At 56.6% G+C, this 25,928-nt stretch carries 23 protein-coding genes and 1 other annotated feature; of the genes, 10 read left to right on the forward strand and 13 right to left on the reverse strand.

What is annotated here, in order from left to right:
- Positions 1-6: 6 nt before the first annotated feature.
- Complete coding sequence (dnaK, locus tag AC2AXP_RS16300; protein WP_004955479.1) at positions 7-1,920, reverse strand: molecular chaperone DnaK; 1,914 nt, start codon at positions 1,918-1,920, stop codon at positions 7-9.
- A gap of 324 nt (positions 1,921-2,244) precedes the next feature.
- On the opposite strand from dnaK, the gene satP reads away from it, so the two are divergent.
- The gene (satP, locus tag AC2AXP_RS16305; protein ID WP_039992430.1) at positions 2,245-2,844 is read left to right on the forward strand and encodes an acetate uptake transporter; all 600 of its coding nucleotides are present in this window, start codon (positions 2,245-2,247) and stop codon (positions 2,842-2,844) included.
- Positions 2,845-2,888: 44 nt separating this feature from the next.
- On the opposite strand, the gene AC2AXP_RS16310 is transcribed toward satP, so the two are convergent.
- The 3 genes from AC2AXP_RS16310 to tal all read right to left on the reverse strand — a co-directional run bounded on the left by AC2AXP_RS16310 (position 2,889) and on the right by tal (position 6,008).
- Positions 2,889-4,196 (reverse strand): MFS transporter, encoded by a 1,308-nt coding sequence (locus tag AC2AXP_RS16310; RefSeq protein WP_004955483.1) that lies wholly within the window; start codon positions 4,194-4,196, stop codon positions 2,889-2,891.
- A 125-nt stretch (positions 4,197-4,321) separates the two neighbouring features.
- Positions 4,322-4,906, reverse strand: a complete 585-nt coding sequence (gene mog, locus AC2AXP_RS16315) for a molybdopterin adenylyltransferase (RefSeq protein WP_004955484.1) — start codon at positions 4,904-4,906, stop codon at positions 4,322-4,324.
- A 148-nt stretch (positions 4,907-5,054) separates the two neighbouring features.
- On the reverse strand, positions 5,055-6,008 hold the full coding sequence (tal, locus tag AC2AXP_RS16320) for a transaldolase (protein WP_004955487.1): 954 nt from the start codon (positions 6,006-6,008) through the stop codon (positions 5,055-5,057).
- Positions 6,009-6,392: 384 nt separating this feature from the next.
- Here tal and AC2AXP_RS16325 point away from each other — a divergent pair, with 384 nt between their 5' ends.
- Complete coding sequence (locus AC2AXP_RS16325; RefSeq protein WP_371901988.1) at positions 6,393-7,826, forward strand: alanine/glycine:cation symporter family protein; 1,434 nt, start codon at positions 6,393-6,395, stop codon at positions 7,824-7,826.
- A 107-nt stretch (positions 7,827-7,933) separates the two neighbouring features.
- Complete coding sequence (gene yaaA / locus AC2AXP_RS16330) at positions 7,934-8,707, forward strand: peroxide stress protein YaaA (RefSeq protein WP_004955493.1); 774 nt, start codon at positions 7,934-7,936, stop codon at positions 8,705-8,707.
- A 45-nt stretch (positions 8,708-8,752) separates the two neighbouring features.
- Here yaaA and thrC read toward each other — a convergent pair whose 3' ends face one another.
- The 5 genes from thrC to AC2AXP_RS16355 all read right to left on the reverse strand — a co-directional run bounded on the left by thrC (position 8,753) and on the right by AC2AXP_RS16355 (position 14,487).
- The gene (thrC, locus tag AC2AXP_RS16335) at positions 8,753-10,042 is read right to left on the reverse strand and encodes a threonine synthase (RefSeq protein WP_004955495.1); all 1,290 of its coding nucleotides are present in this window, start codon (positions 10,040-10,042) and stop codon (positions 8,753-8,755) included.
- Between the two features lie 3 nt (positions 10,043-10,045).
- Positions 10,046-10,975, reverse strand: coding sequence for a homoserine kinase (gene thrB, locus AC2AXP_RS16340; RefSeq protein WP_004955497.1), 930 nt, complete (start codon positions 10,973-10,975; stop codon positions 10,046-10,048).
- 1 nt (position 10,976) lies between these two features.
- Positions 10,977-13,436, reverse strand: coding sequence for a bifunctional aspartate kinase/homoserine dehydrogenase I (thrA, locus tag AC2AXP_RS16345; protein WP_004955498.1), 2,460 nt, complete (start codon positions 13,434-13,436; stop codon positions 10,977-10,979).
- A 25-nt stretch (positions 13,437-13,461) separates the two neighbouring features.
- Positions 13,462-13,581 (reverse strand) — a sequence feature (Thr leader region).
- Positions 13,520-13,606, reverse strand: coding sequence for a thr operon leader peptide (gene thrL / locus AC2AXP_RS16350; RefSeq protein ID WP_071586630.1), 87 nt, complete (start codon positions 13,604-13,606; stop codon positions 13,520-13,522). It overlaps the preceding feature by 62 nt.
- Positions 13,607-13,800: 194 nt before the next feature.
- Complete coding sequence (locus tag AC2AXP_RS16355) at positions 13,801-14,487, reverse strand: tRNA/rRNA methyltransferase (RefSeq protein ID WP_088499865.1); 687 nt, start codon at positions 14,485-14,487, stop codon at positions 13,801-13,803.
- A gap of 628 nt (positions 14,488-15,115) precedes the next feature.
- Between AC2AXP_RS16355 and arcA the strand changes: the two genes are divergently transcribed.
- On the forward strand, positions 15,116-15,832 hold the full coding sequence (gene arcA / locus AC2AXP_RS16360) for a two-component system response regulator ArcA (protein WP_004955501.1): 717 nt from the start codon (positions 15,116-15,118) through the stop codon (positions 15,830-15,832).
- A 50-nt stretch (positions 15,833-15,882) separates the two neighbouring features.
- Here the strand turns inward: arcA and creA are convergent, their stop codons facing one another.
- Positions 15,883-16,362, reverse strand: a complete 480-nt coding sequence (creA, locus tag AC2AXP_RS16365) for a protein CreA (protein WP_004955502.1) — start codon at positions 16,360-16,362, stop codon at positions 15,883-15,885.
- Between the two features lie 343 nt (positions 16,363-16,705).
- Between creA and robA the strand changes: the two genes are divergently transcribed.
- Positions 16,706-17,575 (forward strand): MDR efflux pump AcrAB transcriptional activator RobA, encoded by an 870-nt coding sequence (gene robA / locus AC2AXP_RS16370; RefSeq protein ID WP_004955503.1) that lies wholly within the window; start codon positions 16,706-16,708, stop codon positions 17,573-17,575.
- Here the strand turns inward: robA and gpmB are convergent.
- Complete coding sequence (gene gpmB, locus AC2AXP_RS16375) at positions 17,572-18,219, reverse strand: 2,3-diphosphoglycerate-dependent phosphoglycerate mutase GpmB (protein ID WP_004955504.1); 648 nt, start codon at positions 18,217-18,219, stop codon at positions 17,572-17,574. The two genes, robA and gpmB, sit on opposite strands and share 4 nt — an antisense overlap.
- Positions 18,220-18,331: 112 nt before the next feature.
- On the opposite strand from gpmB, the gene yjjX reads away from it, so the two are divergent.
- Entirely contained in the window at positions 18,332-18,874 is a 543-nt protein-coding gene (yjjX, locus tag AC2AXP_RS16380; RefSeq protein ID WP_004955505.1) for an inosine/xanthosine triphosphatase, read from the forward strand.
- Between the two features lie 17 nt (positions 18,875-18,891).
- On the opposite strand, the gene trpR is transcribed toward yjjX, so the two are convergent.
- Entirely contained in the window at positions 18,892-19,221 is a 330-nt protein-coding gene (trpR, locus tag AC2AXP_RS16385; RefSeq protein WP_039991191.1) for a trp operon repressor, read from the reverse strand.
- 54 nt (positions 19,222-19,275) lie between these two features.
- Entirely contained in the window at positions 19,276-21,195 is a 1,920-nt protein-coding gene (gene sltY / locus AC2AXP_RS16390; RefSeq protein WP_182646425.1) for a murein transglycosylase, read from the reverse strand.
- A 524-nt stretch (positions 21,196-21,719) separates the two neighbouring features.
- Between sltY and yfiR the strand changes: the two genes are divergently transcribed.
- From yfiR to ettA, 4 genes are all read left to right on the forward strand, one after another.
- Entirely contained in the window at positions 21,720-22,322 is a 603-nt protein-coding gene (gene yfiR, locus AC2AXP_RS16395) for a regulatory sequestration protein YfiR (protein WP_198773261.1), read from the forward strand.
- Entirely contained in the window at positions 22,319-23,566 is a 1,248-nt protein-coding gene (dgcN, locus tag AC2AXP_RS16400) for a diguanylate cyclase DgcN/YfiN (protein WP_371901987.1), read from the forward strand. The genes yfiR and dgcN overlap by 4 nt, the downstream gene beginning before the upstream one ends.
- A gap of 37 nt (positions 23,567-23,603) precedes the next feature.
- Positions 23,604-24,101, forward strand: coding sequence for an outer membrane lipoprotein YfiB (yfiB, locus tag AC2AXP_RS16405; protein WP_430299275.1), 498 nt, complete (start codon positions 23,604-23,606; stop codon positions 24,099-24,101).
- 141 nt (positions 24,102-24,242) lie between these two features.
- Positions 24,243-25,910, forward strand: coding sequence for an energy-dependent translational throttle protein EttA (ettA, locus tag AC2AXP_RS16410; RefSeq protein WP_039991193.1), 1,668 nt, complete (start codon positions 24,243-24,245; stop codon positions 25,908-25,910).
- The last annotated feature ends 18 nt before the right edge of the window (positions 25,911-25,928 follow it).

Consider the following 25,928-nt stretch of genomic DNA (forward strand, 5'->3'; position numbering starts at 1 on the left):
GGGCGATTATTTTTTATCTTTAACTTCTTCAAACTCGGCATCGACCACGTCGTCGTCTTTCTTCGCCGCGTTGTCTGCACCGGCGTCAGCACCCTGTGCCTGCGCCTGAGCCTGTGCCATTTCCAGCAGTTTGCCGGAAACCTGCACCAACGCCTGGGTTTTCGCTTCGATGTCGGCTTTGTCTTCGCCCTTCGCTGCGGCTTCCAGATCTTTCAGTGCGCTTTCGATAGCCGTTTTGTCTTCAGCCGGCAATTGCTCACCTGCTTCTTCCAGTTGCTTACGAGTGCCGTGGATCAGGTGATCCGCCTGGTTACGCGTTTGTACCAGCTCTTCGAACTTACGGTCAGACTCGGCGTTGGCTTCGGCATCACGCACCATTTTCTGGATTTCTTCTTCGTTCAGACCAGAAGAAGCCTTGATGGTGATTTTCTGCTCGCGACCGGTGTTCTTGTCTTTGGCAGAAACGTGCAGAATGCCGTCGGCATCAATGTCGAAAGTCACTTCGATCTGCGCCATGCCACGCGGTGCTGCCTGAATGCCGTCCAGGTTGAACTGACCCAGCGACTTGTTATCGTTGGCGCGTTTACGCTCACCCTGCAGCACATGGATGGTAACTGCAGACTGGTTGTCTTCAGCGGTCGAGAATACCTGGCTGTGCTTGGTCGGGATGGTGGTGTTTTTGGTGATCAGTGGCGTCATCACACCGCCCATGGTTTCGATACCCAGCGACAGCGGGGTAACGTCCAGCAGCAGCACGTCCTTCACATCACCGGCCAACACGCCGCCCTGTACCGCAGCACCGATTGCTACCGCTTCGTCCGGGTTAACGTCTTTACGCGGCTCTTTACCGAAGAAATCGGCAACTTTCTTCTGTACCATTGGCATACGGGTCTGGCCGCCCACCAGGATCACGTCCTGAATGTCGGAAACCGACAGGCCGGCGTCCTTCAGCGCAACTTTCAGCGGTTCAATCGAGCGTGCAACCAGATCTTCTACCAGTGACTCCAGTTTTGCACGGGTCACTTTGATGTTCATGTGTTTAGGACCGGTGGCGTCTGCCGTCACGTACGGCAGGTTTACGTCGGTCTGCTGAGCAGAAGACAGTTCGATCTTCGCTTTTTCCGCCGCTTCCTTCAAACGCTGCATCGCCAGCGGATCGTTACGCAGATCGATGCCCTGGTCTTTCTTGAATTCATCAACCAGATAGTTGATCAGACGGCTGTCGAAGTCTTCGCCGCCCAGGTGGGTATCACCGTTGGTCGCCAGCACTTCAAACGTTTTTTCGCCGTCAACGTCGTCGATTTCGATGATCGAAATATCGAAGGTACCGCCACCCAGGTCATAAACCGCGATGGTGCGGTTGCCGACTTCTTTATCCAGGCCATAGGCCAGAGCCGCTGCGGTTGGTTCGTTGATGATACGTTTTACTTCCAGGCCCGCGATACGGCCGGCGTCTTTGGTCGCCTGACGCTGCGCATCGTTGAAGTAGGCCGGAACGGTAATAACCGCTTCAGTTACCGGTTCACCCAGGTAATCTTCCGCCGTCTTTTTCATTTTCTTCAGCACTTCGGCAGAGATCTGCGGCGGTGCCATTTTCTGGCCTTTCACTTCCAGCCATGCGTCGCCGTTATCAGCCCCGATGATTTTGTACGGCATGATGTCTTTGTCACGCTGTGCTTCTTCGTCCTGGAAGCGACGGCCAATCAGGCGCTTGATCGCAAACAGGGTATTCTGCGGGTTAGTAACAGCCTGACGCTTAGCCGGCTGGCCAACCAGAGTTTCACCATCCTGGGTATATGCAATGATCGAAGGAGTTGTGCGGTCGCCCTCGGCGTTTTCCAGCACGCGTGCCTTGTTGCCATCCATAATTGCTACACAAGAGTTGGTAGTACCCAGGTCGATACCAATAATTTTGCCCATCTAAACGTCTCCACTAATAAATTCATGTTCGGTCAGGTTGCTAACCAATATGCGGGCGTTTTTTTGCTTTTCAACTGCCCGAAAGTTCACGCCTCAACGCGGTTAGCAACTGCGGTTGAGAATAAGATGGGGTCATCCAGAGCGGCATCAAGGGGCAAGGCGAAAAAAATTTCTTTTTTATGCCCTGTCAGATCATTGTTTCCTGCTCGGCGGATCATTATGATGCCGCGCGCTCTGATGGAAATTAGCCTTTTTTCCGCCACTCAGGCCATTTCTTTTTTAAATAAGCTGTTTTCATTAATTTTCTGTTATTACAGAGGACATATGCACACCAACAAGTTGGCGAATCCTGGCCCTTTGGGTCTGATGGGCTTCGGGATGACCACCGTCTTGCTGAACCTGCACAATGCGGGCTTTTTTCCACTGACGTCCGTTATTCTCAGCATGGGGATTTTCTTCGGCGGGCTGGCACAGATTCTCGCCGGGCTGCTCGAATACAAGAAAGGCAATACCTTTGGCTTGACCGCCTTCACCGCCTACGGCAGTTTCTGGCTGAGCCTGGTCGGCATGCTGCTGCTACCACGCCTGGGGCTGGCTGAGCCAACCGACGCCCCCTTCCTCGGCGTCTATCTGGCCCTGTGGGGCATCTTCACGCTGTTCATGTACTTCGGCACGCTGCGCGCCAACCGGGCATTACAGTTGGTGTTCGCCAGTCTGACGCTGCTGTTTGCCTTGCTGGCGATCGGCAACATCACCGGCAACGCGGCTATTTTGCGCTTTGCCGGTTACGAAGGGATGCTGTGCGGCGCCAGCGCCATTTATCTGGCTATGGCAGAAGTGCTTAACGAACAGTTGGGCCGCAAGGTGCTGCCGATCGGCGAAGTCAAGCCGACGGCAGAAGCCAGGCTGGCAACACAAGCATAAACTGTATCAATATCAGGCCCTGCGGGTTAAACGCAGGGCTTTTTTCATACCAGCGATCCGCTACGCTGTGCCTGATGTTCACTGTTCAGGTCGCGATGCAGGTAAATCCCCAACGCCAGCCCAATCGCCGACAGCGCCAACACATAGTAAGCGGGTGCTAACGGGGTTAACTTCATGATCAAGGTCACAAATATTGGGGTTAAACCACCAAAAATGGCGTACGCAACGTTATATGAAAACGAAATGCCGCTAAATCGCACTTCCGCAGGGAAAGCACGCACCATCACATAAGGTACCGCTCCCACCACGCCCACGCTAAACCCCACCAGCGCGTAGCAGGCAAACAGCATTTCAGGGCGAACGCCCACCGTCTGATAGAACCACCAGCTGCATGCCGCCAACAGCACGCTCCCCACCATAAAGGTTTTACTGGCGCCAAAACGATCCGCCGCCAGCCCGGCGCTGATACAACCGAAAATCAGCATGATGGTGGCAATACTGTTGGCCTGCAAGGTTAGCGCCGGTGCGATACCGAACTGTTTTTGCAGGTAGGTGGGCGTCATCAGAATCACCACCACGATACCGGCCGACAACAGCCAGGTCAGCAGCATCGACACCACCACTTCTTTCTTATGGTTTACCACCACCGATTTTAGCGGCAACTCTTCCGCCAGCGCCTTGCGCGCCTGCATTTCGATAAAGATCGGCGTTTCCCGCAACCAGCGGCGCAGATACATGGCTACCAAACCAAACACACCGCCCAGCAGGAACGGAATACGCCAACCGCCGGCGACAATGCTTGCCGGGCTGAGCGTGGTATTGATAATGGTCGCCACCAACGACCCCAGCAAGATGCCGACGGTAAGCCCGGCGGTCAAGGTCCCGCAGGCGAAGCCAATGCGCTGGCGCGGTACGTGTTCGGCCACAAAGACCCAGGCGCCCGGCACCTCGCCGCCGATCGCGGCACCTTGCAGCATGCGCAACAACAGCAGCAATAACGGCGCAGCGATGCCAATATTGGCGTAGGTGGGCAACAGGCCCATACCCAGCGTCGGCAACGCCATCAATAAAATGCTCAAACTGAACATCTTTTTACGGCCCACCAGATCGCCAAAATGCGCCATGATGATGCCGCCCAGCGGCCGGGCCAGATAGCCGGCGGCAAAGATACCGAAGGTCTGCACCAGGCGCAGCCATTCAGGCATGTCTGCCGGGAAGAACAGTTCACCCATGACTGCGGCGAAGAAAACGAAGATGATGAAATCGTAAAACTCCAACGCCCCGCCCAGCGCCGCCAACGTCAGAGTTTTATAGTCTTGCCGGTTCAACCGGCGATTATTATCGTCATGCATAGGGTACCGTCAGAGGAAGCAGATGGAATCGCGCGTATCCGCAGACACGCTGTAAACGTATGCTTACTATAACGGCAAAATATTTTCACACCACCCTACTCTTTAACCTTTTGCCGCCGCCGTTATCAGTTGGATTCCCGGCGCGCGTTTTTAGGGCGAAAAGCGGCGACCACCGTATCATGGGTTTCCACGTACGGGCCTTCCAGCAGTTGGATACAGTACGGCACGCTGGCGAAAATGCCATGCACCACCACGCCGCCCTGCGGATCCTTGACGCCTTCCAGCGTTTCCTTGATCGACTTCGGCTGCCCCGGCAGGTTGATGATCAACGCCTGCTTACGGATCACCCCCACCTGGCGTGAAAGAATTGCCGTCGGCACATAGTGTAGGCTGATTTGCCGCATTTGCTCACCGAACCCCGGCATCACGCGGTCGGCAATCGCCAGCGTGGCGTCCGGGGTCACATCGCGTCGCGCCGGGCCGGTACCGCCGGTAGTCAGCACCAGATGGCAACCCATCTCGTCCACCAGCTCACACAGCGTGTGTTCAATCAGCGTCTGTTCATCGGGGATCAGACGGGTTTCCAGTTTGAACGGCGTCGCCAGCGCGCCAGCCAGCCATTCGGTCAACGCCGGAATGCCTTTGTCCTGATAAACGCCGCCGGAAGCGCGGTCAGAAATTGAAACCAAACCAATGCGTAATGTATCCATGCTTAACCTCTACTGCCTGATGGAGTCGGACGGGTTGTTTCCCCTCCTGTTATCAATGCGCAGAGTATACGGCGTCTGGCCGTCGGCGGGAGCCGCGCACATAAAAAAAGGCGGCCTAAGCCACCTTTTTCCAGGTTGTCTGCGGTTATTACAGCAGATCGGCGATCATTTTTTCCAGTTTGCCCTGGTCTACGGCAAACTTGCGGATACCGTCGGTCAGTTTTTCAACTGCCATTGGGTCCTGGTTGTGCTGCCAGTAGAATTCAGGCTCGGTCAGCGGCGCCGGACGCGCTTTGACTTCACCAGTGTAGGACAGTTTGCGCTCCAGCGCGCCTTCGCTTTCTGCCAGCTCTTTCAGCAATGCAGGCGCGATGGTCAGACGGTCACAACCGGCCAGCTCGATGATTTCACCAACGTTACGGAAGCTGGCGCCCATCACGACGGTGTCGTAGCCGTGCTGTTTGTAATACTGGTAAATCTCGGTAACCGAAACCACGCCCGGATCTTCGTGTGGCGCGAACTCTTTCTTGTCGCCGTTCGCCTTGTACCAGTCGAGGATACGGCCAACAAACGGAGAAATCAGGTAGACGCCGGCTTCGGCGCAGGCGCGAGCCTGAGCGAAGGAGAACAGCAGCGTCAGGTTACAGTTGATGCCGTCTTTTTCCAGACGCTCCGCCGCACGGATCCCCTGCCAGGTCGAAGCCAGTTTGATCAGAATGCGATCGTTGCTGATACCGGCTTCGTTATACAGTGTGATCAGACGCTTGGCCTTGGCAACGCTGGCTTCGGTGTCATAAGACAGACGCGCGTCCACTTCGGTAGAGATGCGACCTGGTACCAGCTTCAGGATTTCCAGACCAATGTTAACCGCCAGTTTGTCGGCGGCGTCGGCGATTTGCTGCTCGCGATCGCTGCTCTGCTCACGCGCCCAGGCAATGGCTTCGTCGATCAGTTTGCGGTATTCAGGAATTTGGGCTGCATTGAGGATCAGCGAAGGGTTGGTTGTGGCGTCTTGCGGTTGATACAGCTTCATTGCAGCAATATCACCCGTGTCCGCAACCACCGTAGTGAGCTGACGTAGGGAAGTCAATTTATCGGTCATGTTGGCATTATCTCATCGTTTGTGCATGAACTTTTGGCATCGTTCAACCATGCCCTTTCCTGATAATAACATGCGCGAGGCCCGGCGCAAGGCTGGAAAATCGTGGCCAGACAGCAGGTGTTTTATCCTTGGGCGAGCAACCGTTTACGCCGATATCTTTCGCCATTTCCTACAGGTTTAAAAGACAATAACGTGCTTTGGGTTGAAAAAATTATGTTAAATTTCCAAAATTGTGTGCAATTGACAGAAAAACCTGAGAAAAACCTCGGCTCGCCAAAACGCGCCCGCTTTCGGCTGAACGCGAGTAAAAAAACCAGACCCATGCATTTTCACCCCCGGTGAATGCCGCGCTGTGCGCCTTACGTCGCTAACAAGGAGGGATCCGTGACGGATCTGATTAATTTCATTAACAATATCTTATGGGGTTCGGTACTGATCTATCTGCTGCTTGGTACCGGCATTTACTTCACCCTGCGCACCCGTTTTATTCAGTTACGCCACTTCGGCCACATGTTCTCGGTGCTAAAGAACAGCAATAAAAGCGACAGTTCAGGGATCTCTTCCTTTCAGGCGCTGTGTACTACGCTGGCCGCTCGCGTTGGCACCGGCAACCTGACCGGCGTTGCCATTGCCCTGACCGCCGGCGGCCCGGGTGCCATTTTCTGGATGTGGGTGGTGGCCTTCATCGGCATGGGCACCTCGTTCATTGAAAGCACCCTGGCCCAGCTGTATAAAACCCGCGACGATCGCGGCAACTACCGTGGCGGCCCGGCGTATTACATGGAAAAGGGCCTTGGAATGCGCTGGATGGGGGTGCTGTTTTCCATCTTCCTGATCATCGCCTTCGGTCTGGTATTCAACGCGGTTCAGGCCAACTCCATTGCCCAGGCCAGCGCAGTCGCCTTCGACTTTAACCCGCTGTATGTCGGTATCGGTCTGGTGATACTCAGTGGCATCGTGATCTTCGGCGGCATTCGCTCCATCGCCCGCGTGGCGGAACTGGTGGTGCCGATCATGGCTATCGCCTATCTGCTGCTGGCCTTTTGGATTATTGCCCAGCATATTGAGCAAATCCCGGCCATTTTCACCCTGGTGGTCAAAAGCGCCTTCGGTCTGCAAGAAGCCGCGGCCGGGGCGGTGGGCTACGGGATTTCTCAGGCCATGACCCACGGCGTACAGCGCGGCCTGTTCTCCAACGAGGCCGGCATGGGGTCGGCGCCGAATGCCGCGGCATCTGCAGCGCCCTATCCGCCGCACCCCGCTTCGCAAGGTTACGTACAAATGCTCGGGGTATTTATCGACACCATCGTCATCTGTAGCGCCACCGCGGCGATTATTCTGGCTTCCGGCGCGCTGGATAACCCGACCGCCGGCATCAGCGGTATCGAACTGACGCAGCGTGCGTTGTCCAGCGCGGTCGGCAGTTGGGGATCGCCGTTTGTCGCCATCGCCATCTTCTTTTTTGCCTTTACGTCGATTATTGCCAACTACGCCTATGCCGAAAACAATCTGATCTTCCTGGAGCACAATCACCCCGCGCGCTTGCTGGTCTTCCGCTGCGTGGCCCTGGGAATGGTGATGTTCGGCGCGTTGGCGGAGCTGCCGATGGTGTGGAAAATGGCCGATACCGCGATGGCGCTGATGGCGATCACCAACCTGACGGCAATCCTGCTGCTTTCCCGCGTGGCATTGAAGCTGGCGCGCGATTACAACCAACAGCGCGCACTGGGCAAATTGCCGACCTTCGATCCGCAGCATTATCCGGAGCTGAAATCCCAACTGGAGCCCGGCGTCTGGGATAATGACAAGCCGCAGTAACCAGCAACGATTCAGGGCGCACCTAAAGTGCGCCCTATCAGACCAATTGCCCCTTTTCCCCGCGCTTTTTGCTACAGTATCCACACTTTGATAAACAGGATGTGGCCATGCTCGTTATTATTTCCCCTGCTAAAACCCTCGACTACCAAAGCCCGCTGGCAACTGAACGCTTCACGCAACCTGAACTGCTGGATAAATCCCGGCAGCTTATCAAGATCTGTCGTGAACTGACGCCGGCGCAAATTTCCAGCCTGATGGGCATTAGCGACAAGCTGGCCGGGCTGAACGCCGCACGTTTTAGCGACTGGCAACCGAGCTTTACCCCGGACAACGCCCGCCAGGCGCTGCTGGCGTTCAAGGGCGACGTTTATACCGGCTTGCAGGCGCACGACTTCAGCGAGCAGGACTTTGACTTTGCACAACGGCATTTGCGCATGCTGTCCGGCCTGTACGGCGTATTGCGTCCGCTGGATCTGATGATGCCGTACCGTCTGGAGATGGGCATCCGGCTGGAAAACCCCAAGGGCAAGGATCTGTACAGTTTCTGGGGTGAGCACATCACCAAAAAGCTGAACGAAGCGCTGGAGCAGCAAGGCGATAACGTAGTGGTGAACCTGGCGTCAGACGAATACTTCAAGTCGGTCAAAACCGCCAAGCTGCACGCCACGCTGATCAAACCGGTGTTCCTCGACGAGAAGAACGGCAAGTACAAGGTCATCAGCTTCTATGCCAAGAAGGCCCGTGGCCTGATGAGCCGCTTTATCATCAAAAATCGTCTGACCAACGCCGAACAGCTGGCCGATTTTAATCTGGAAGGCTACGCCTTCGATCGGGCGGCATCCAGCGGTAACGAACTGGTGTTCAAGCGCCCGGAACAGTAAAAAAAGCCGTCAGATGACGGCTTTTCAACGCTGGTTGCGCGACCGTCAGGCCGGCAATGCCATCAGGAACTTGCGCAATTCGGCAAAGTCGGCGCTCAGCGAATGCGACAGCAGCGGCAGTTCGGCACGCAGCGCCAGCGCCTTGGGCAACGCCAGTTGCTGCTCCAGGATCGCTTCAACGCTCTCCTTGAACTTGGCCGGATGCGCGGTACCCAGGAACAGCCCGAACTCCCCTTCCTTCAGTTGGTCGCGCAGCAGTCGATAGGCAATCGCCGCATGCGGCTCGGAAATGTAGCCCAGCGCCGCCAGCTCCTTCATGGTTTCTTTGGTGGTTTCATCACTCACCGCGCCATAGCCCAGATCCTTCAACTGCCAGATTTTGCGACGGAACAGCTCTTCCACCCGCGGCCAGTTGTTTGGCTGGCTGACGTCCATGGCGTTGGACAGGGTAGCAACGGTGGCATTAGGCTGCCATTGACCGTTCACCAGGAAACGCGGCACCGTGTCGTTGGCATTGGTGGCGGCGATAAAACGCTTCACCGGCAGGCCGAGCGACTTGGCCAGCAAACCCGCCGTCAAATCACCAAAGTTGCCGCTGGGCACCGAAACCACCAGCTGGTTACGGGCTTCCTGTGGCAGTTGCGCCACCGCTTCGAAGTAATAGCAAATCTGCGCCAGCAGGCGGCTGATGTTGATCGAGTTGGCGGAATTGAGATGCAGCGCCTGTTTCAACTCCCGATCGTCAAACGCCTGTTTTACCAGAGCCTGACAGGCGTCGAAATCACCGTCGACAGCCACGGTATGGATATTGCCGCCCAGCGTGCAGAACAGTTTTTCCTGCAGCGGGCTGATCTTGCCCTGCGGATACAGGATCACCACGCGCACGTTTTTCAGGCCATAGAACGCATGCGCCACCGCGGCACCAGTATCACCGGAGGTGGCGGTGAGAATGGTCACCGGTTCATCGCCAGCCACTTCCGCCAGCATCTGCGCCATAAAACGGCCGCCGAAATCCTTGAACGCCAGCGTCGGGCCGTGGAACAGCTCCAGACAGGCGATGTCATCTTGCACCTGCTTCACCGGTGCCGGGAACTCGAACGCCGCCTTGACCCGCTTGTGCAGCGCTTCTTCGCTGACTTCCTCACCGATAAAGGCAGACAGAATACGCGTGCTGCGAGTAACGAAATCCAACTCCAGCAGATGATCGATCTCGGTCAGTTCGAACTCCGGCAGTTCCAGCGGGAAGAACAGCCCCTGCTGCTTGCCCAGGCCCTGTTTGATCGCCTGTGCGAAGCTGACCTGTTCGTTGTGATCCTTAAGATTGTACAGTTTCATGCGTTATCCCAATAGTCGTGCGCCTGCGGTATCCAGACGGCAAATATGAACAAAACCTTCGTCGTTTTGCAGATAGTGATTCTTCAGCCAGTCGGCCATGCGCTGTGCGGTTGCGCCGTCGTCACAAACGGCAAACAGCGTGGGGCCGGAACCCGAAATACCGCAAGCCAACGCACCGATATCCTGCGCGGCCTTGCGCGCTTCGGCGAATCCTGGCAACAGACGGGTGCGATACGGCTCGGCAATCACGTCCTGCATCAGTTTGGCCGCCAGTTTCGGCTGCTGGGTGTGGCAGGCATGAATAAAGCCTGCCAGATAACGCCCGTGGCTGATGCAATCCTGGCGGCGGTACTGAGCCGGCAAGATAGCGCGCGCTTCGGCGGTGGATACCTTGATGCCCGGATACGCCATCACCCACAGCCAGTCGTTAAAGCATGGCACTTGCTGGCTGATGAAGCCTTCTTCTTCCAGCATCAGCTGCAGGCCGCCGAGATAGCAGGGGGCGACGTTGTCGTAATGCACGCTGCCGGAAATACGCCCTTCCAATTCGCCCATCAGCGCCAGTAACTGCATTTCATTGAGCGGACGATGGCAGAATTCGTTCATCGCCATCAGCCCGGCGACCACCGAGCAAGCGCTGGAGCCGAGGCCGGAACCGATCGGCATGTTTTTTTCCAGCCGCATCGCCACCGGAACCTCGCGACCGATTTCCTGACAAAAACGCTGCCAACACTGATAAACGATGTTGTCTTGCGGATCGGCAGGCAGCTTGCTGACGAAACGCCCGGCATTTTCCAGGCTGAACGCGTCGGCTGCCTCAACGCTGACGCAATCCCCCAGCAATGTGCCGTCGATCGGTGAAACGGCCGCGCCGAGCACGTCAAAACCGACGCTGACGTTACCGATTGAAGCCGGTGCATACACCTTAACCATATTAAACTCCCAACTTCCATGACAGTGTGCGCAACAGATCAGCAAATACCCCCGCCGCGGTCACATCATTGCCAGCGCCATAACCGCGTAACACCAACGGCAATGGCTGATAATAGCGACTGTAAAAAGCCAGCGCGTTTTCGCCGTTTTTGACTTTATATAATGGATCGTTGCCATCAACAGCATCAATACGCACCTGACAGCGCCCCTCTTCGATAACGCCAACATAGCGCAGCACTTTGCCCTGTTCTGTGGCATCGGCCACGCGACGGGTGAATGCCTCGTCCAGCGCCGGTAAACGCGCCAGGAAGGTGTCTACATCGCCGCTGGCATCAAAGCCTGGCGGCAGCACCGATTCCACCTCGATGTCGGCCAACTCCAATTTGTAACCGGCTTCGCGTGCCAAAATCAACAGTTTGCGCGCCACGTCCATACCGGACAGGTCGTCGCGCGGATCCGGCTCGGTATAGCCGTTGGCCTTGGCCTGCAGGGTGGCGGCGGACAGCGACATGCCTTCATCCAGTTTGCCGAAGATAAATGACAGCGAACCGGACAGGATGCCGGAAAAACGGGTCAGTTCGTCGCCGGCGTTCAGCAGGTTCTGCAGGTTTTCGATCACCGGCAAGCCGGCGCCGACGTTGGTATCGTAAAGGAATTTGCGTCGCGATCCGGCAGCGGCGGCGCGCAGCTGTTGGTAGAAATTCATCGACGAGGTGTTGGCTTTTTTATTCGGCGTGACCACATGGAAGCCGTCGGCCAGGAAGTCGACATATTGATCCGCCACCGCCTGGCTGGAGGTACAGTCGACGATCACCGGGTTCAACAGATGATACTCTTTCACCAGGCGAATCAGACGCCCCAGATTGAACGGCTCTTGCGCACCGGCCAGCGCCTCGCTCCAGCTGTCCAGCGCGATGCCATGGACGTCGGTCAGCATGGCACGGGAATTAGCAATGCCGCACACCCGCAAATCGATGTGTTTTTGCTTGAGCCACGGCTGCTGACGATAAATCTGTTCGATCAGCGCGCCGCCAACGCCGCCGACGCCAATCACGAACACCTCAATCACCTGATCGGTGTTGAACAGCATCTGGTGACACACCCGCACGCCGGTAGTGGCGTCTTCGTTACTGACCACCACCGAGATCGAACGTTCGGAGGAGCCCTGCGCAATCGCCACGATATTGATATTGGCGCGGGCCAGCGCGGTAAAGAAGCGCGCCGAAATACCGCGCAGCGTGCGCATGCCATCGCCAACCACCGAAATGATCGCCAGGTTTTCGACCACGTCCAGCGGCTCCAGCAGGCCATCCTTCAGTTCCAGATAGAACTCATCGCCCAGCGCGCGGCGAGCGCGTTGCAGCTCGTTTTGCGGTACGCAGAAACTGATGCTGTATTCGGAAGAGGACTGGGTGATCAGCACCACCGAAATGCCGGCGCGCGACATCACGGCAAACACCCGCGCCGCCATGCCAACCATGCCTTTCATGCCTGGGCCGGAAACGTTGATCATCGCCATGTTGTTCAGGTTGGTAATGCCTTTGACCGGCGTATCGTCAACCACGCTTTCACCGCCGATCAGGGTGCCTGGCGCTTGCGGATTGGCAGTATTTTTAATCAGGCAGGGGATCTGGAATTGAGCAATCGGCGTGATGGTGCGGGGGTGAAGTACCTTGGCGCCGAAATAGGACAGTTCCATCGCTTCCTGATAGGACATCGACTTCAGCAGCCTGGCATCCGGTACGGTGCGCGGATCGCAGGTGTACACCCCATCGACGTCGGTCCAGATCTCGCAGCAGTCGGCACGCAGGCAGGCGGCCAGCACCGCGGCGGAATAGTCGGAGCCGTTACGCCCCAGCACCACCAGCTCGCCCTTGTCGTTGCCGGCGGTAAAGCCGGCCATCAGGATGATATGGTCGGCCGGGATCGCTGCCGAAGCAATGCGCAGCGTGGACTCGGCAATATCGACGGTAGACTCCAGATAGTGCCCCTGCGCCAGCAGTTTTTCCACCGGATTGATCACCGTCACCGGGAAGCCTCTGGCCTTGAACACCTCTTCCATGATGGCGATCGACAGTTTTTCGCCGCGGCAGATGATCGAGGCATTAACGCTGTCCGGGCACTGGCCGAGCAGCGCTACGCCATGCAGTACCTGTTTCAACTGCGCGAACTCCTGATCGACTACGCTTTTCAGCCGAGGGGAGTCAAAGTTCGGCAGCGATTGTGCCAATCCGCTCAACAGATCGGCAAAAATACGTTCCGCGTCGCTCATATTGGGCAGAATGTCTTGCCCCGCTACCGTTTTTTCAATCATCGCCACCAGATGGTTGGTGATTTTAGCCGGCGCGGACAACACTGTGGCCACCTGTCCCTGACCTGCGTTACTTTCCATGATATCGGCAACGCGTAAAAAACGTTCCGCGTTCGCCACCGAGGTTCCGCCAAATTTCAGCACTCGCATTTCTGTTATCTCCCGAATTTACGCCGAAAAAAAAGCCCGCACTGGTTAGGTGCGGGCTTTTTTCTTCTTGTTTCCTGTACGCGTCAGCCCGCCCCGTTACCTGTGGTATCGGTGGTGGTAATAATTGTGGTGTTCAGGCTGATGGTTCGCATTTTGTCTGTCTGTCTCATTAGAATCTCTGTCCCCTCTATTGGTTAAAGCAATCGCGATCCCAAGTCAAATTATTTCTTGTTTTTGCGTATTTACTGTCCAATGACCAGGTTGCGCAATGAGACCAGCACAAAAGCCATAAATCAGAACATAAAACGGCCATACGACAATATTGCAGTCAATCACACCACAGATTCCCTTTGGCGTATCGTCATCACTTGGTCAGTTTTTTTTCTATGTCGTGCAACAAAGTATGTAACATCACGGTATCGCGTTGCGGCAGTGAGCCCAACCGTTGATGTAGCCAATCACGCAATTTCTGGTCGTCACCCACCTCCAGATTTTGCAATAACCGATCGGCACGCTGACGCAGCGCCTGCAACTGACCGCCATCGGCGGTCGGCGATGGCGGTGCCGCCACGCTCATCAACGCAGACAGCTGGTAGCAGTAGACCATTACCGCTTGACCGAGGTTGAGCGACGGGTAATCGGCCTGCATTGGCACGCCGGTCAGCAGATCGGCCAGCTCCAGCTCTTCGTTGGTCAGCCCCGAATCCTCGCGACCAAACACCAGCGCCGCCTGCGACATCCACTGGCTGCGTTCACTTAATTGTTCCAGCAGCGCCTGCGGCGTGCAGTAATAGTGGAAGCGGGCGCGGCTGCGGGCGGTGGTGGCAACGGTGAAGTCGACGTCTGCCAGCGCCTGTTCCAGGGTGGGAAAGGTCTGAACCGCATCGAGGATCTCACCGGCGCCATGCGCAACCCAACGTGCCGCCGGCTGCAAATGCGCGTCACTGTCGACGATGCGCAGCGAACTGAATCCCATGGTTTTCATCGCCCGCGCTGCTGCGCCGACGTTTTCCGGCCGAGCCGGCGCCACTAAAACAATATGTAACTGCATCGATGCTCCATTACTGCGCGCTGGCTTTTGACTGTTCAGCGATGACTGATTATATTTACAAATGCGTAACAAAAACTCACTAGTATGATGAATGAATAACAAAACAAGCGGTTGATGCATCAATTTGCGCCAAACAACCATAAATATAAGTTACGTTTTTTATTTTTTATTCATCAACCAGTTAGACAACAGAGTTTGGCACTCCATCGAGAATTGTAACGCATTAATCCCGTTAATGCTGAATCGTTAATACTTTTTGTGGTTCCAAGACATAAACCGGCAGCCCGGTAAGTGTTTTTCACAAATCTGTTAACGTGCTACAATTGAATTTGATATATGTCAACAAACCGTAGTTTTGTTGGGTGATGAATTCGGCACGCACTGTTATATTGCTGTTAATAGGGTTAGGATATGCGCCGTTTTGGCACCTTTGGGGTTGTAGGGAATAGCATCCCCACCAAGCTAGCGATCTTGTTGACATGAGATGGAAAGTGCATCAAGAACGAGTTTACGTACTTTAGTCATTTGGTAATGAGGGAACGTGAGCAATATCTCTGCCCTCGTCTAACAAAACAAAGACTTCTGTACTTCCTATTTTCTATTTTGTTGGCAATTTTAGGTAGCAAATATGCAGACCCCGCACATTCTGATTGTCGAAGACGAGTTAGTCACTCGTAACACCCTGAAGAGCATTTTCGAGGCGGAAGGCTACGTTGTTCATGAAGCCAATGATGGTGCAGAGATGCACAACATTCTGTCTGAAAATGATATCAACCTGGTTATCATGGATATCAACCTGCCGGGCAAAAACGGCCTGCTGTTGGCACGCGAACTGCGTGAACAGGCCAGCGTAGCACTGATGTTCCTGACCGGCCGCGATAATGAGGTAGATAAAATCCTCGGCCTGGAAATCGGTGCCGATGACTACATCACCAAGCCGTTCAACCCGCGTGAGCTGACTATCCGCGCGCGCAATCTGCTGTCTCGCACCATGAATCTGGGCAGCATCGGCGAAGAGCGCAAGCTGGTGGAAAGCTACAAGTTCAACGGTTGGGAGCTGGACATCAATAGCCGTTCACTGATCAGCCCTGCTGGCGAACAGTACAAGCTGCCGCGTAGCGAATTCCGCGCCATGCTGCACTTCTGCGAAAACCCGGGCAAGATCCAGTCCCGCGGAGAACTGCTGAAGAAAATGACCGGCCGCGAACTGAAGCCGCATGACCGCACCGTTGATGTGACCATCCGCCGTATTCGCAAGCACTTCGAATCCACGCCGGACACGCCGGAAATCATTGCCACCATCCACGGCGAAGGTTACCGCTTCTGCGGCGAGCTGGAAGAGTAATCTTCCGCCTCGGCGATTAAAAAGGGTTCAGCACGCTGAACCCTTTTGCATTAGCGAGCGCCGTTCCATGGGATGATCGGCACCGCGCTCAAGGCGTTCTTCGGTGAACCGTCTACCACTTTGTCCGAATAGGTCAGGTACACCAGTGCGTTGCGTTTGGCGTCGTAGAAACGTACCACCTGCAGTTTCTTGAACACCAACGAGGTGCGTTTCTGGAACACCACGCTGCCCTTGTCCTTGCCGTTCCTGATTTTGTCGCTCAGATCAATCGGCCCGACCTGCGAACAGGAAATCGCCGCATCCGCAGTGTCTTCCGCCAGCCCCAGGCCGCCTTTGATACCGCCGGTTTTAGCGCGACTGATATAACAAGTTACATTTTTAACATCCGGATCGTCGAAGGCTTCGACCACAATTTTATGATCCGGACCAAACAGTTTAAATACGGTATCTACCGAGCCTACCTGTTCCGCCTGCGCGCTGGTAACCGTGGCGCAAACTAATCCCAACAAAAATATCCATCCTTTTTTCATTCACTTAACTCCAGCTAAAAGTGCGCGGTAATACCGAGGTTTATTATTAATCTTATTAATGCTTTTAGGCATAAAATAGTGACCTCCCTGACCCATGGCGTTCTTTTTAGCACAGCGAGTGAAAAAAATCTTTGGAAGTCTCAAACGAAAAAAATTGCTATCATGCGGCGGCGTTATTTCTTTGCGCCTGAAGGAAGAATTGCCCCTTCACACGTTGGCCATGCAGGCATCAGGTGGCAAAGAGTGCAACGCAGAACCGCTTGGGACAAGCGTTCGTGACAGGCACCCGCGCATTGAATAAACAGTTCGGGTTCCGACCCCAAAAGCTCTACGAGGAAGATCTATGGATCAAGCCGGTATCATTCGTGATCTGCTTAGCTGGCTGGAAAGCCATTTGGACCAACCTTTGTCACTGGATAACGTGGCGGCAAAAGCGGGCTACTCAAAATGGCATCTGCAACGGATGTTCAAAGATATTACCGGTCATGCCATCGGCGCATACATCCGGGCCAGACGACTATCCAAAGCGGCGGTGGCGCTGCGTTTGACCAGCCGACCGATTCTGGATATCGCTCTGCAGTACCGCTTTGACTCACAGCAGACCTTCACGCGCGCATTCAAAAAACAGTTTGCGCAGACGCCGGCATTGTATCGTCGTTCCGAGGACTGGAGCGCATTCGGTATCTGCCCGCCGATCCGTCTGGGGGCGTTTACCCTGCCGCAACCGGAGTTCATTAGCTTGCCGGAACAGCAGCTGATTGGCCTGACGCAAAGCTATTCCTGCACGCTGGAACAGATCTCCAACTTCCGCACCGAACTGCGCGCGCAATTCTGGCGACAATATCTCGGCGACAGCGATACGCTGCCACCGGTGCTGTACGGCCTGCACCACTCGCGCCCAAGCCAGGAAAAAGACGACGAGCAGGAAGTGCTGTACACCACCGCGCTCGAACCGCATCACGTGCCGGACAACGTGTCGGAAGGCCAGCCTATCATGCTACAAGGCGGCGAATACGCGCTGTTCCGCTACGAAGGACCGAGCTCGGGCCTGCAGGACTTTATCCTGACGCTGTACGGCACCTGTTTGCCGGCGCTAAAGCTGACGCGTCGCAAAGGCCACGATGTCGAACGCTTCTACCCCAAGGGGAGTCGCCGACCACCGCAGCCACCAACCGAGATCAGTTGCGAATACCTGATCCCGATTCGCCGTTAACGCTGTAATTCGTCCAGCGCGGGCATGTCGAGATGCGACACATCGCCCGCGGTTTCGACGATCCAGCCCGACGCCAGCCACGGGCTCTGCTGGTGATCGATCCGTGACAATGAGCAGTTACGCAGGCGCAGACGGCGTTCGGCATACGGCGGTAAACCCAGTACCGTACTGATAAGGCAGCCCAGCGCAATACCGTGGCTGACAATCAGCGGCTTGCTGCCTTCCGGCAACATCAGGCAGCTTTCCAGCGCACCACGCATGCGTTCCGCCAGTTCGATCATCGATTCACCTTGAGGGATACGGCCGTCGGCAGTACCATCGACCATCTGCTTGCGCCACTGCTCTTCCTGCGGCGTCAGGCTGTCGATCAGACGTTCTTCCAGAACGCCCATGTGCAGCTCACGCAGGCGAGGCTCGTCGATCACCTCGCAACCGCAGGCCTGTGCGATGATTTGCGCGGTGCGGCGGGTTCGACCCAGGTCGCTGGTGATCACGTGCGTGATACCTTCACCACTGACACGTTTGGCAACCAGATGGGCCTGGTGTTCGCCGGTGGCGGTTAACGGGCTGTCAGATTGGCCCTGGATGCGGCGAGCCGCGTTCCATTCCGTTTCGCCGTGGCGAACGAGGTATACCTGTAACATTTTTCTTTTCCGTTATACTGCGTGAAACTTGAGTTTATCTTCCGAGGTCAAGCGCATGCGCCCGTGCCCGGTATTCAGGATAGGCTCTTAGCTTAAGGATGCTAAACCCGTTATGTACCATGTTGTTGCTGCTACCACCAACCCGGCAAAGATCAAGGCTATTCAATTGGCCTTTGACGATACCTTCGGTGCCGGCCAATGCCGCATCGAACCCCTTGACGTCGCAAGCGGCGTCTCACTGCAACCCATCGGCAATGCCGAAACCCGCACCGGCGCGCGCCAGCGCGTGATGGAAGCGCGGCAGGTACGGCCGGAAGCCGACTTCTGGGTCGGCGTCGAGGCTGGCATTGAAGATAATATGACATTCGCCTGGATGACCATCGAGAATCCACACACCCGTGGCGAGTCGCGCTCAGCCAGCCTGATGCTGCCGGAAACGATTTTACAGGGGATCCGTGCAGGGCGCGAACTGGGGAGCGAAATGGCGGATATTTCCGGTAATGCCGAAGTGAAGCGCCAGGGCGGGGCTATCGGCTTCTTCACCGACGGGCGTTTAAGCCGCACCAGCGTCTATCAACAGGCGTTAATGCTGGCGCTGGTGCCTTTCATTAATCCGATTTACCAAAACCACATCGCCAGTTCCCCGAATCAGTAAACCGCCTGGGCGCGGCGCTACTGTGCTTCGCCCAGCAGTTGCTGTTCCAGCCATTGCTTGAGCGCCGGCGGTGCCGCCTTCAGGCTGTTGGAGCCACGGGTTATCGTGGCAATCCCGGCCCCCAGCTCGTTCTTCAGTTCACGCTGGCTCATCTCGCCGCGCATCAGTTCCTGAATAATACGCACGCGCGTACCCAACGCGGTGCGCTCGTCCGGCGTCAGCAGCAGTTGCATCAACGGCTGGTGCAGATCCTGGTCAAAGGCGTTCTGCAACAGCGCGACGAAGCGCAGCCAATCTTCATTGCCTTGTTCTGAAAGAGCGGGATCGTTAAGTGATAATTGCGTCATGGCAGCCACCATACTATTTAACTAGTACAGCAGCATACCATAACGAAACTGAAATCAGTAACGCCTCTGCCATTCGGCATCGGTTAACACTTTTGCCTGCTGGTGCATGAAGTAGCGATAAAACGCGTCATAGGCCAGCACGTTCTTCACGTAGCCGCGGGTTTCCGAAAATGGAATGCTTTCGACAAATGCGATCGCGTCGATGCGGCCATCGCTGCTGCCTAGCCAGGTATTGACCCGCGACGGTCCCGCGTTATACGCCGCCGAAGCCAGAATACGGTTGCGGCCAAACTGCTGATAGACCGACTCCAGATACTGGGTACCAATGGTAATGTTGGTTTGCGGATCAAACAGCTGGCTCTGGCTTGAATAGCCAGGAATGCCGAACTTCTGCACCGTGTGCTGGGCGGTGCGTGGCATCACCTGCATCAGGCCGGCGGCCCCCACCGGCGATTGCGCTTTCGGGTTCCAGGCGCTTTCCTGGCGTGCGATCGCCATCGCATAACTCGGGGTAATACCTTTGTCATCGGTGGCGCGGCGGAATTCGTCCGGCCAGGCCATCGGGAAACGCTCCTCCAGATGATCCCACATTTTACCGACGATGGTCGCCTGAACGCTCAGGTTGGCCCATTTCTGATCGAAGGCGTAACGCGCCAGCGCTTCCTGTTCCGGACGGCTGCGGCTGGCCACAAAGGAGCTCCACTCGCTGCGCGCCAGGTTATCCATATTCCAGTACATCAGTTCCCGCACTCGGGCTACTTCCGGGCCGCTGACCAGTGGGGTGCGCGGCGTAGCGGCCACTGCCACCATCACCGGGTAAGTGACGTTCAGTTTCTGCGCCGCCACCATCGGGTAGAAACCGCGATCGTTCATCAGGTTACGCAGCATCTCTTCGCCTTGGCTGCGCTGACCTTGATCGATCAATACGCTGGCGCGCCAGTAGCGCCATTCATCTTTATTGCGCGACGCCTCCGGCAACCGTGCCAGCCAGGTTTTCAGCCCGGTCTTATCGCCAGCGCCCAGTGCCATACGCACCCGACGCTCCAGCAGCGACGGCGACTGGCTGCGCAGGATCACCGCGTCGCGCCACTGCGCCTGTTCATCGCTGGCGTCGTTGCCCATCAGACGCCAGGCGACCGATTCCTCCAGCTCCAGTCGTTCGCTTTCGCTCATCTTTTGCAAACGGGCCAGGGTCGGGATCATCAGACGGGCATTTTCGGCATCCTGTCTCGCCAAACGGGCAAAGGCGATGCCGGTTGCCGCACGGGTGAAATCGGTCGGGCCGACGCTGCGGGCAAACGCTTCGACGCTGGCCGGATCGTTTTGCAAGCTGACCAGCGCATCACCCATGGTTTGGTAATCCGACGGCAATTGCCGCGCCAGATGGTTCACCAGCCCGCTGTTACCCTCTTTCAATGCCAGCTTCATGCGTTCCAACGTGATCAGCGGCGTTTGCCTGCCGGCGGCCTGCCAGACGCTGAACAGCTTGTCGCAAGCGCCCGGCAACGACTTGCCAGACAGCCAGATCTCTTCCGTGCCGGCCCAGGCGGCCTGGCGATCGCCGGTTGCCCATTTGGCATAGTAATAATTACAGCGGGCGGCGACCGGTTTTGGCGCCTGTGGACTGAACGTCAGCAGCGTTCGCCAGTCTTCGCGACGCGCCAGTTCGTTGACAAAACGGGAGGAGAGCGACTTGGCCGGCGGTAACGTCGGGTGCTGCTGAATAAACGTACTGACCTGCGAATAGCCGACGCTGCCAAGATCCTGCGTTAGCTGACGGTACTCCAGATACGGATAAAGCGGATAATCACGCAGCGTTGGCATCAATTGCGCCACCACATCCATTTGCTGATTGTCCCAGGCCTGCTTGATTTGCTGGTAGCGCTGGCGTTGAGCATCCAGCGAATCCGCCGCAGCCATCCCCGAAAAGGCCGTCAGGCAAAGACCCACCGCCAGAAACCGCCATTTGTCCACCTTGACCATACTGATTCTATCCTCGCTGATTGTGGTGCCTGGAGCCGACGCCCCGTTGCCGCGCCGCGCCAGCAGTCAACGAGCCGTGATGTTCACTCCACGAGTGTCTCACGCCCTGCCGTGGGATACCACGCCAGAACAAATAGGTTGCGCCAGAAGTGACGCTTTATCATAGACAGCACAAAAGCCTATCCATTCATTACTGTAGATGAAAAACAGCGGAAAAATGCACAACGCGTCGCGTACACGCTGAATTACAGTGCGAACGTCAAATAAAAAGCCGGGTAAAACCGGTTTGTCGTTTTTTTTAGTGCAAAAACAGGTAGGATAATTCCGAGAAAACGGCACATAAAGCGCACATCAGCTAAGGCTTATAATACAATCCGCGCAAATTGTGGGTTATAAAATGTTCATTAAATTGTGCAGTTGATAGATTTCAGCAATATCTCTTCCCCTTCATCCGGGCCAGATTATTTATTATTTCGCTGCCGTCGCGGGGCTGCAAGCATGGGCGGAATCGGCAGATGACAATGTTGCAACTTGCCAACAAAGTGGCCAAAGGTTCGCAAGGTTCATTGATGAGCCTGATTGCCGCACGTCCCTATCTTGTGGCTCTGTTGCTGCTGATGGCATGCAGCAGCCATGCACGCCCCAACGCGGTCGATCCGCTACAGACACGCACCCATGCCGTTACCACCATAGTGGTCGGTATCATCAGCTATGCGCGTTGGCCGAGCGAGCCCAACCCCATTCGCCTGTGTGTCACTGCCCCCACGCGTTATGCCGCCGGGCTGTTCGACCCGGTGCTGCTCGGCGCGCCGCACCCGATAAAAACCCTCAGTCTGCCGTTTGACAGCCCGGCGCTAAGCAGCAGTTGCGATGTGATCTACCTTGGCGATGTCAGCCACGCACAACGGCAGGACTTTATTCACCGTATCGCCGGCCACTCGATTCTCAGCATCAGCGAAAACGACGTCGAGTGTTCCGCCGGCAGCGCTTTCTGTCTGCAAAACCTGGACAGCGATCGAGTCGGGTTTAAAGTCAATCTGGACGCATTGGCGCGCAGCGGCGTGCGCGTGCATCCGAACGTATTACAACTGGCGCGCAAACAGGAGCCATCGCCATGAACCTGTTGCGCAAAAACCGTTCGGGTCAGTCACGCCCGACGCTAGGCCGGGTATTGCAGCGCATGAATCTGGGATTGGCGCTGATTGCCGTTGGCACCGCCGGGGTATTTCTGACGCTGGTGGCGCTGATTGCGCTGCGCGCCTATGCCGATCATAACCTGCACCTGATCGCCCGTTCGATAAGCTATACCGTCGAGGCCGCAGTGGTGTTCGAGGACCGCACCGCAGTGCGCGATACGCTGATGATGATCGCCTCCAATGAAGAAGTGTCGGAAGCGCGTATCATCGACAGCCACAATAAAGTGCTGGCCAGTTGGCATCACCCCAAAGACGGGCCGTTGCATGGCCTTGAGCAGATGGTCGCCCGCTGGGCGCTGCCAGAAGCCGTGGTGCTGCCGATCGTGCACGGCGGCAAACAGGTCGGCACCGTGTGGCTGAGCGGCCACGGCGGCAGCCTGCTGCGCTTTTTGTTACGCGGCCTGATCGGCATGCTCGCCTGCCTGGCGCTCAGCACCCTGTGCGCCCTGGTGCTGTCGCGGCGCATGCTGCGCGGCATCGTCAGCTCGCTGGACGATATTGCCAATGTGGCGCATGCGGTGCGGCGCGATCGTACCTTTGGCCTGCGCGTACCCTCGGCGCCGATTGCTGAACTACACGAATTGAGCAGTGATTTCAATGGCTTGCTTGATGAGCTGGAAGCCTGGCAGGCGCACCTCAAACAGGAGAACGACTCCCTCACCCATCGCGCCACGCACGACAGCCTGACCGGCTTGCCCAACCGCGCCTTTTTCGAAGGTCGGCTGAGCCGCGCAGTGAGCGACAGCGACGCCACAACAAAACTGGCGGTGCTGTTTATTGACGGCGACCGCTTTAAGGAGGTGAACGACAGTTACGGACATGCGGCAGGCGACGCGGTACTGACCACTATCGCCGGACGCATCCGCGCACAGCTGCGCGATGGCGATCTGGTGGCACGCCTGGGTGGCGATGAATTCGCGGTGCTGTTGGCTCCGGTTCACGGCACCGAGGACGTCACGCGGATAGCCGACAATATTATCGACTGCATGACACAGCCGGTAACGCTGCCGAACGAGCAGCAGATGGTGCTCTCGCTCAGCATTGGTATTGCCCTTTATCCTGAGCATGCGGCAACGCCTCAGGGTTTATTGCATGAAGCCGACGATGCGATGTATCAGGCAAAGCATCGTTACAATGGAGGCTGGCGGCTCGCGATCCACAAATAAAGCGCCGCAGCCAAATAATTAAAATCAGGGAAAAATTATGAAACAGCAATTGTCTAAAACACCTTTCGCACTGTTGGCCATGATCTTCATTGCCGTGCTGGCTCTGGCGGGCTGCCAGAGCAAACCACAGGGACTGACGGCGGAGCAGGTGGCACTGCTGCAGGCGCAAGGGTTCAAGTTGACCGATAACGGCTGGGAATTCGGCATGTCGGACAAGGTGCTGTTTGGCAATAATATCGGCAAGCTGAACCCTGCCAGCACCGAAACGGTGCAGAAAATGGGCCGCGCCCTGCTCAGCGTCGATATCGTCAAATTCCGCCTGGACGGCCACACCGATAACTACGGCGAAGACAGCTATAACGATCGGCTATCGCTGCGCCGCGCCAATGCGGTGGCCGATCTGCTGGCCAGCGTCGGCATTCCGCGCGCCAACATCGAAACCCGTGGCCGCGGCAAACGCGATCCGGTGGCTGACAACCGCACCGCCAGCGGCCGCGCCGAAAACCGCCGCGTTTCCATTATCGTCACCCCATAAATCACCGCAAAATGCGCCTGCAAAGGCGCATTTCCCGTTATACTTGGCGATCGTCACCTGATGGCTGGGATCAAACGGCAAAACGGGCTACACTCCCGCCCCAGACATCCTATAAAACTGATATAGCGAGGCTCGAGCACCGTGGCTCAATACGTCTATACCATGCATCGCGTCGGCAAGATTGTCCCGCCGAAGCGTCATATTTTGAAAAACATCTCCCTCAGCTTCTTCCCCGGCGCCAAAATCGGCGTGCTGGGCCTGAACGGTGCGGGTAAATCCACCCTGCTGCGCATTATGGCCGGCATCGATACCGACATCGAAGGGGAAGCGCGCCCGCAGCCTGGCATCAAGATCGGCTATCTGCCGCAGGAACCGCAGCTGAATCTGGAACACACCGTTCGCGAATCGGTGGAAGAAGCGCTGGCAGAAGTAGTAGGCGCGCTGAAACGCCTGGATGAAGTGTATGCGCTGTATGCCGAAGAAGGCGCCGATTTTGACAAGCTGGCCGCGGAACAGGGCCGACTGGAAGAGATCATTCAGGCTCACGACGGCCATAACCTCAACACCCAGCTAGAGCGTGCCGCCGATGCGCTGCGCCTGCCGGAATGGGATGCCAAAATCGCCAACCTCTCCGGTGGTGAACGCCGCCGCGTCGCGCTGTGCCGCCTGCTGCTGGAAAAACCGGACATGCTGCTGCTCGACGAACCGACCAACCACCTGGATGCCGAATCCGTGGCCTGGCTGGAGCGTTTCCTGCATGACTTCGAAGGCACCGTGGTGGCGATTACCCACGACCGTTACTTCCTGGATAACGTCGCCGGCTGGATCCTCGAACTGGACCGCGGCGAAGGCATCCCGTGGGAAGGCAACTATTCGTCCTGGCTGGAGCAGAAGGATGCGCGTCTGGCGCAGGAAGCCTCTGCCGAAGCGGCGCGTCGCAAATCCATCGAAAAAGAGCTGGAGTGGGTGCGTCAAGGTGCCAAAGGTCGTCAGTCCAAAGGCAAGGCCCGTTTGGCTCGCTTTGAAGAACTGAACAGCACCGAATACCAAAAACGCAACGAAACTAACGAACTGTTTATTCCGCCTGGCGCACGCCTCGGCGACAAGGTGGTTGAAGTCAGCAACCTGCGCAAGTCTTATGGCGACCGCGTGCTGATTGACGATCTGTCGTTCTCGGTACCGAAAGGCGCCATCGTCGGCATTATCGGCCCGAACGGCGCGGGTAAATCCACCCTGTTCCGCATGATGTCGGGCCAGGAACAGCCTGATTCGGGCAGTATCGTGCTGGGCGATACCGTCAAGCTGGCCTCCGTCGATCAGTTCCGCGACAGCATGGACAATGGCAAGACGGTATGGGAAGAAGTGTCCGGCGGTCAGGACATCATGCGCATCGGCAACACCGAAATGCCAAGCCGCGCCTACGTCGGCCGCTTCAACTTCAAGGGTGTCGATCAGGGCAAGCGCGTAGGCGAACTGTCCGGCGGTGAACGTGGCCGTCTGCATCTGGCCAAGCTGCTGCAAGTGGGCGGCAACGTATTGCTGCTGGATGAACCGACCAACGACCTGGACATCGAAACCTTGCGCGCGCTGGAAAACGCCCTGTTGGAGTTCCCGGGCTGCGCGATGGTAATCTCGCACGACCGCTGGTTCCTTGACCGCATTGCCACCCACATTCTGGACTACCAGGATGAGGGCAAAGTGGAATTCTTTGAAGGTAACTTCACCGAATACGAAGAATACAAAAAGCGCACGCTGGGCGCCGAGGCGTTGGAACCGCACCGCATCAAGTACAAGAAGATCGCCAAATAAGCCGTCTTCTGCAGCAAA

The sequence above is a fragment of the Serratia sp. Sp408 genome, assembly GCF_057180665.1.

Excerpts from the sequence above, each read along its gene's own strand:
- yaaA (WP_004955493.1), top strand. The coding sequence starts at position 7,934 with ATGCTCGTTATTATTTCCCCTGCTAAAACCCTCGACTACCAAAGCCCG.
- gpmB (WP_004955504.1), bottom strand. The coding sequence starts at position 18,219 with ATGTTACAGGTATACCTCGTTCGCCACGGCGAAACGGAATGGAACGCG.
- thrB (WP_004955497.1), bottom strand. The coding sequence starts at position 10,975 with ATGGTTAAGGTGTATGCACCGGCTTCAATCGGTAACGTCAGCGTCGGT.
- thrL (WP_071586630.1), bottom strand. The coding sequence starts at position 13,606 with ATGAGACAGACAGACAAAATGCGAACCATCAGCCTGAACACCACAATT.
- arcA (WP_004955501.1), top strand. The coding sequence starts at position 15,116 with ATGCAGACCCCGCACATTCTGATTGTCGAAGACGAGTTAGTCACTCGT.
- trpR (WP_039991191.1), bottom strand. The coding sequence starts at position 19,221 with ATGACGCAATTATCACTTAACGATCCCGCTCTTTCAGAACAAGGCAAT.
- dgcN (WP_371901987.1), top strand. The coding sequence starts at position 22,319 with ATGAACCTGTTGCGCAAAAACCGTTCGGGTCAGTCACGCCCGACGCTA.
- mog (WP_004955484.1), bottom strand. The coding sequence starts at position 4,906 with ATGGATACATTACGCATTGGTTTGGTTTCAATTTCTGACCGCGCTTCC.
- yfiB (WP_430299275.1), top strand. The coding sequence starts at position 23,604 with ATGAAACAGCAATTGTCTAAAACACCTTTCGCACTGTTGGCCATGATC.
- dnaK (WP_004955479.1), bottom strand. The coding sequence starts at position 1,920 with ATGGGCAAAATTATTGGTATCGACCTGGGTACTACCAACTCTTGTGTA.
- thrA (WP_004955498.1), bottom strand. The coding sequence starts at position 13,436 with ATGCGAGTGCTGAAATTTGGCGGAACCTCGGTGGCGAACGCGGAACGT.
- yjjX (WP_004955505.1), top strand. The coding sequence starts at position 18,332 with ATGTACCATGTTGTTGCTGCTACCACCAACCCGGCAAAGATCAAGGCT.
- tal (WP_004955487.1), bottom strand. The coding sequence starts at position 6,008 with ATGACCGATAAATTGACTTCCCTACGTCAGCTCACTACGGTGGTTGCG.
- AC2AXP_RS16310 (WP_004955483.1), bottom strand. The coding sequence starts at position 4,196 with ATGCATGACGATAATAATCGCCGGTTGAACCGGCAAGACTATAAAACT.
- robA (WP_004955503.1), top strand. The coding sequence starts at position 16,706 with ATGGATCAAGCCGGTATCATTCGTGATCTGCTTAGCTGGCTGGAAAGC.
- thrC (WP_004955495.1), bottom strand. The coding sequence starts at position 10,042 with ATGAAACTGTACAATCTTAAGGATCACAACGAACAGGTCAGCTTCGCA.
- satP (WP_039992430.1), top strand. The coding sequence starts at position 2,245 with ATGCACACCAACAAGTTGGCGAATCCTGGCCCTTTGGGTCTGATGGGC.
- creA (WP_004955502.1), bottom strand. The coding sequence starts at position 16,362 with ATGAAAAAAGGATGGATATTTTTGTTGGGATTAGTTTGCGCCACGGTT.
- yfiR (WP_198773261.1), top strand. The coding sequence starts at position 21,720 with ATGACAATGTTGCAACTTGCCAACAAAGTGGCCAAAGGTTCGCAAGGT.
- AC2AXP_RS16355 (WP_088499865.1), bottom strand. The coding sequence starts at position 14,487 with ATGCAGTTACATATTGTTTTAGTGGCGCCGGCTCGGCCGGAAAACGTC.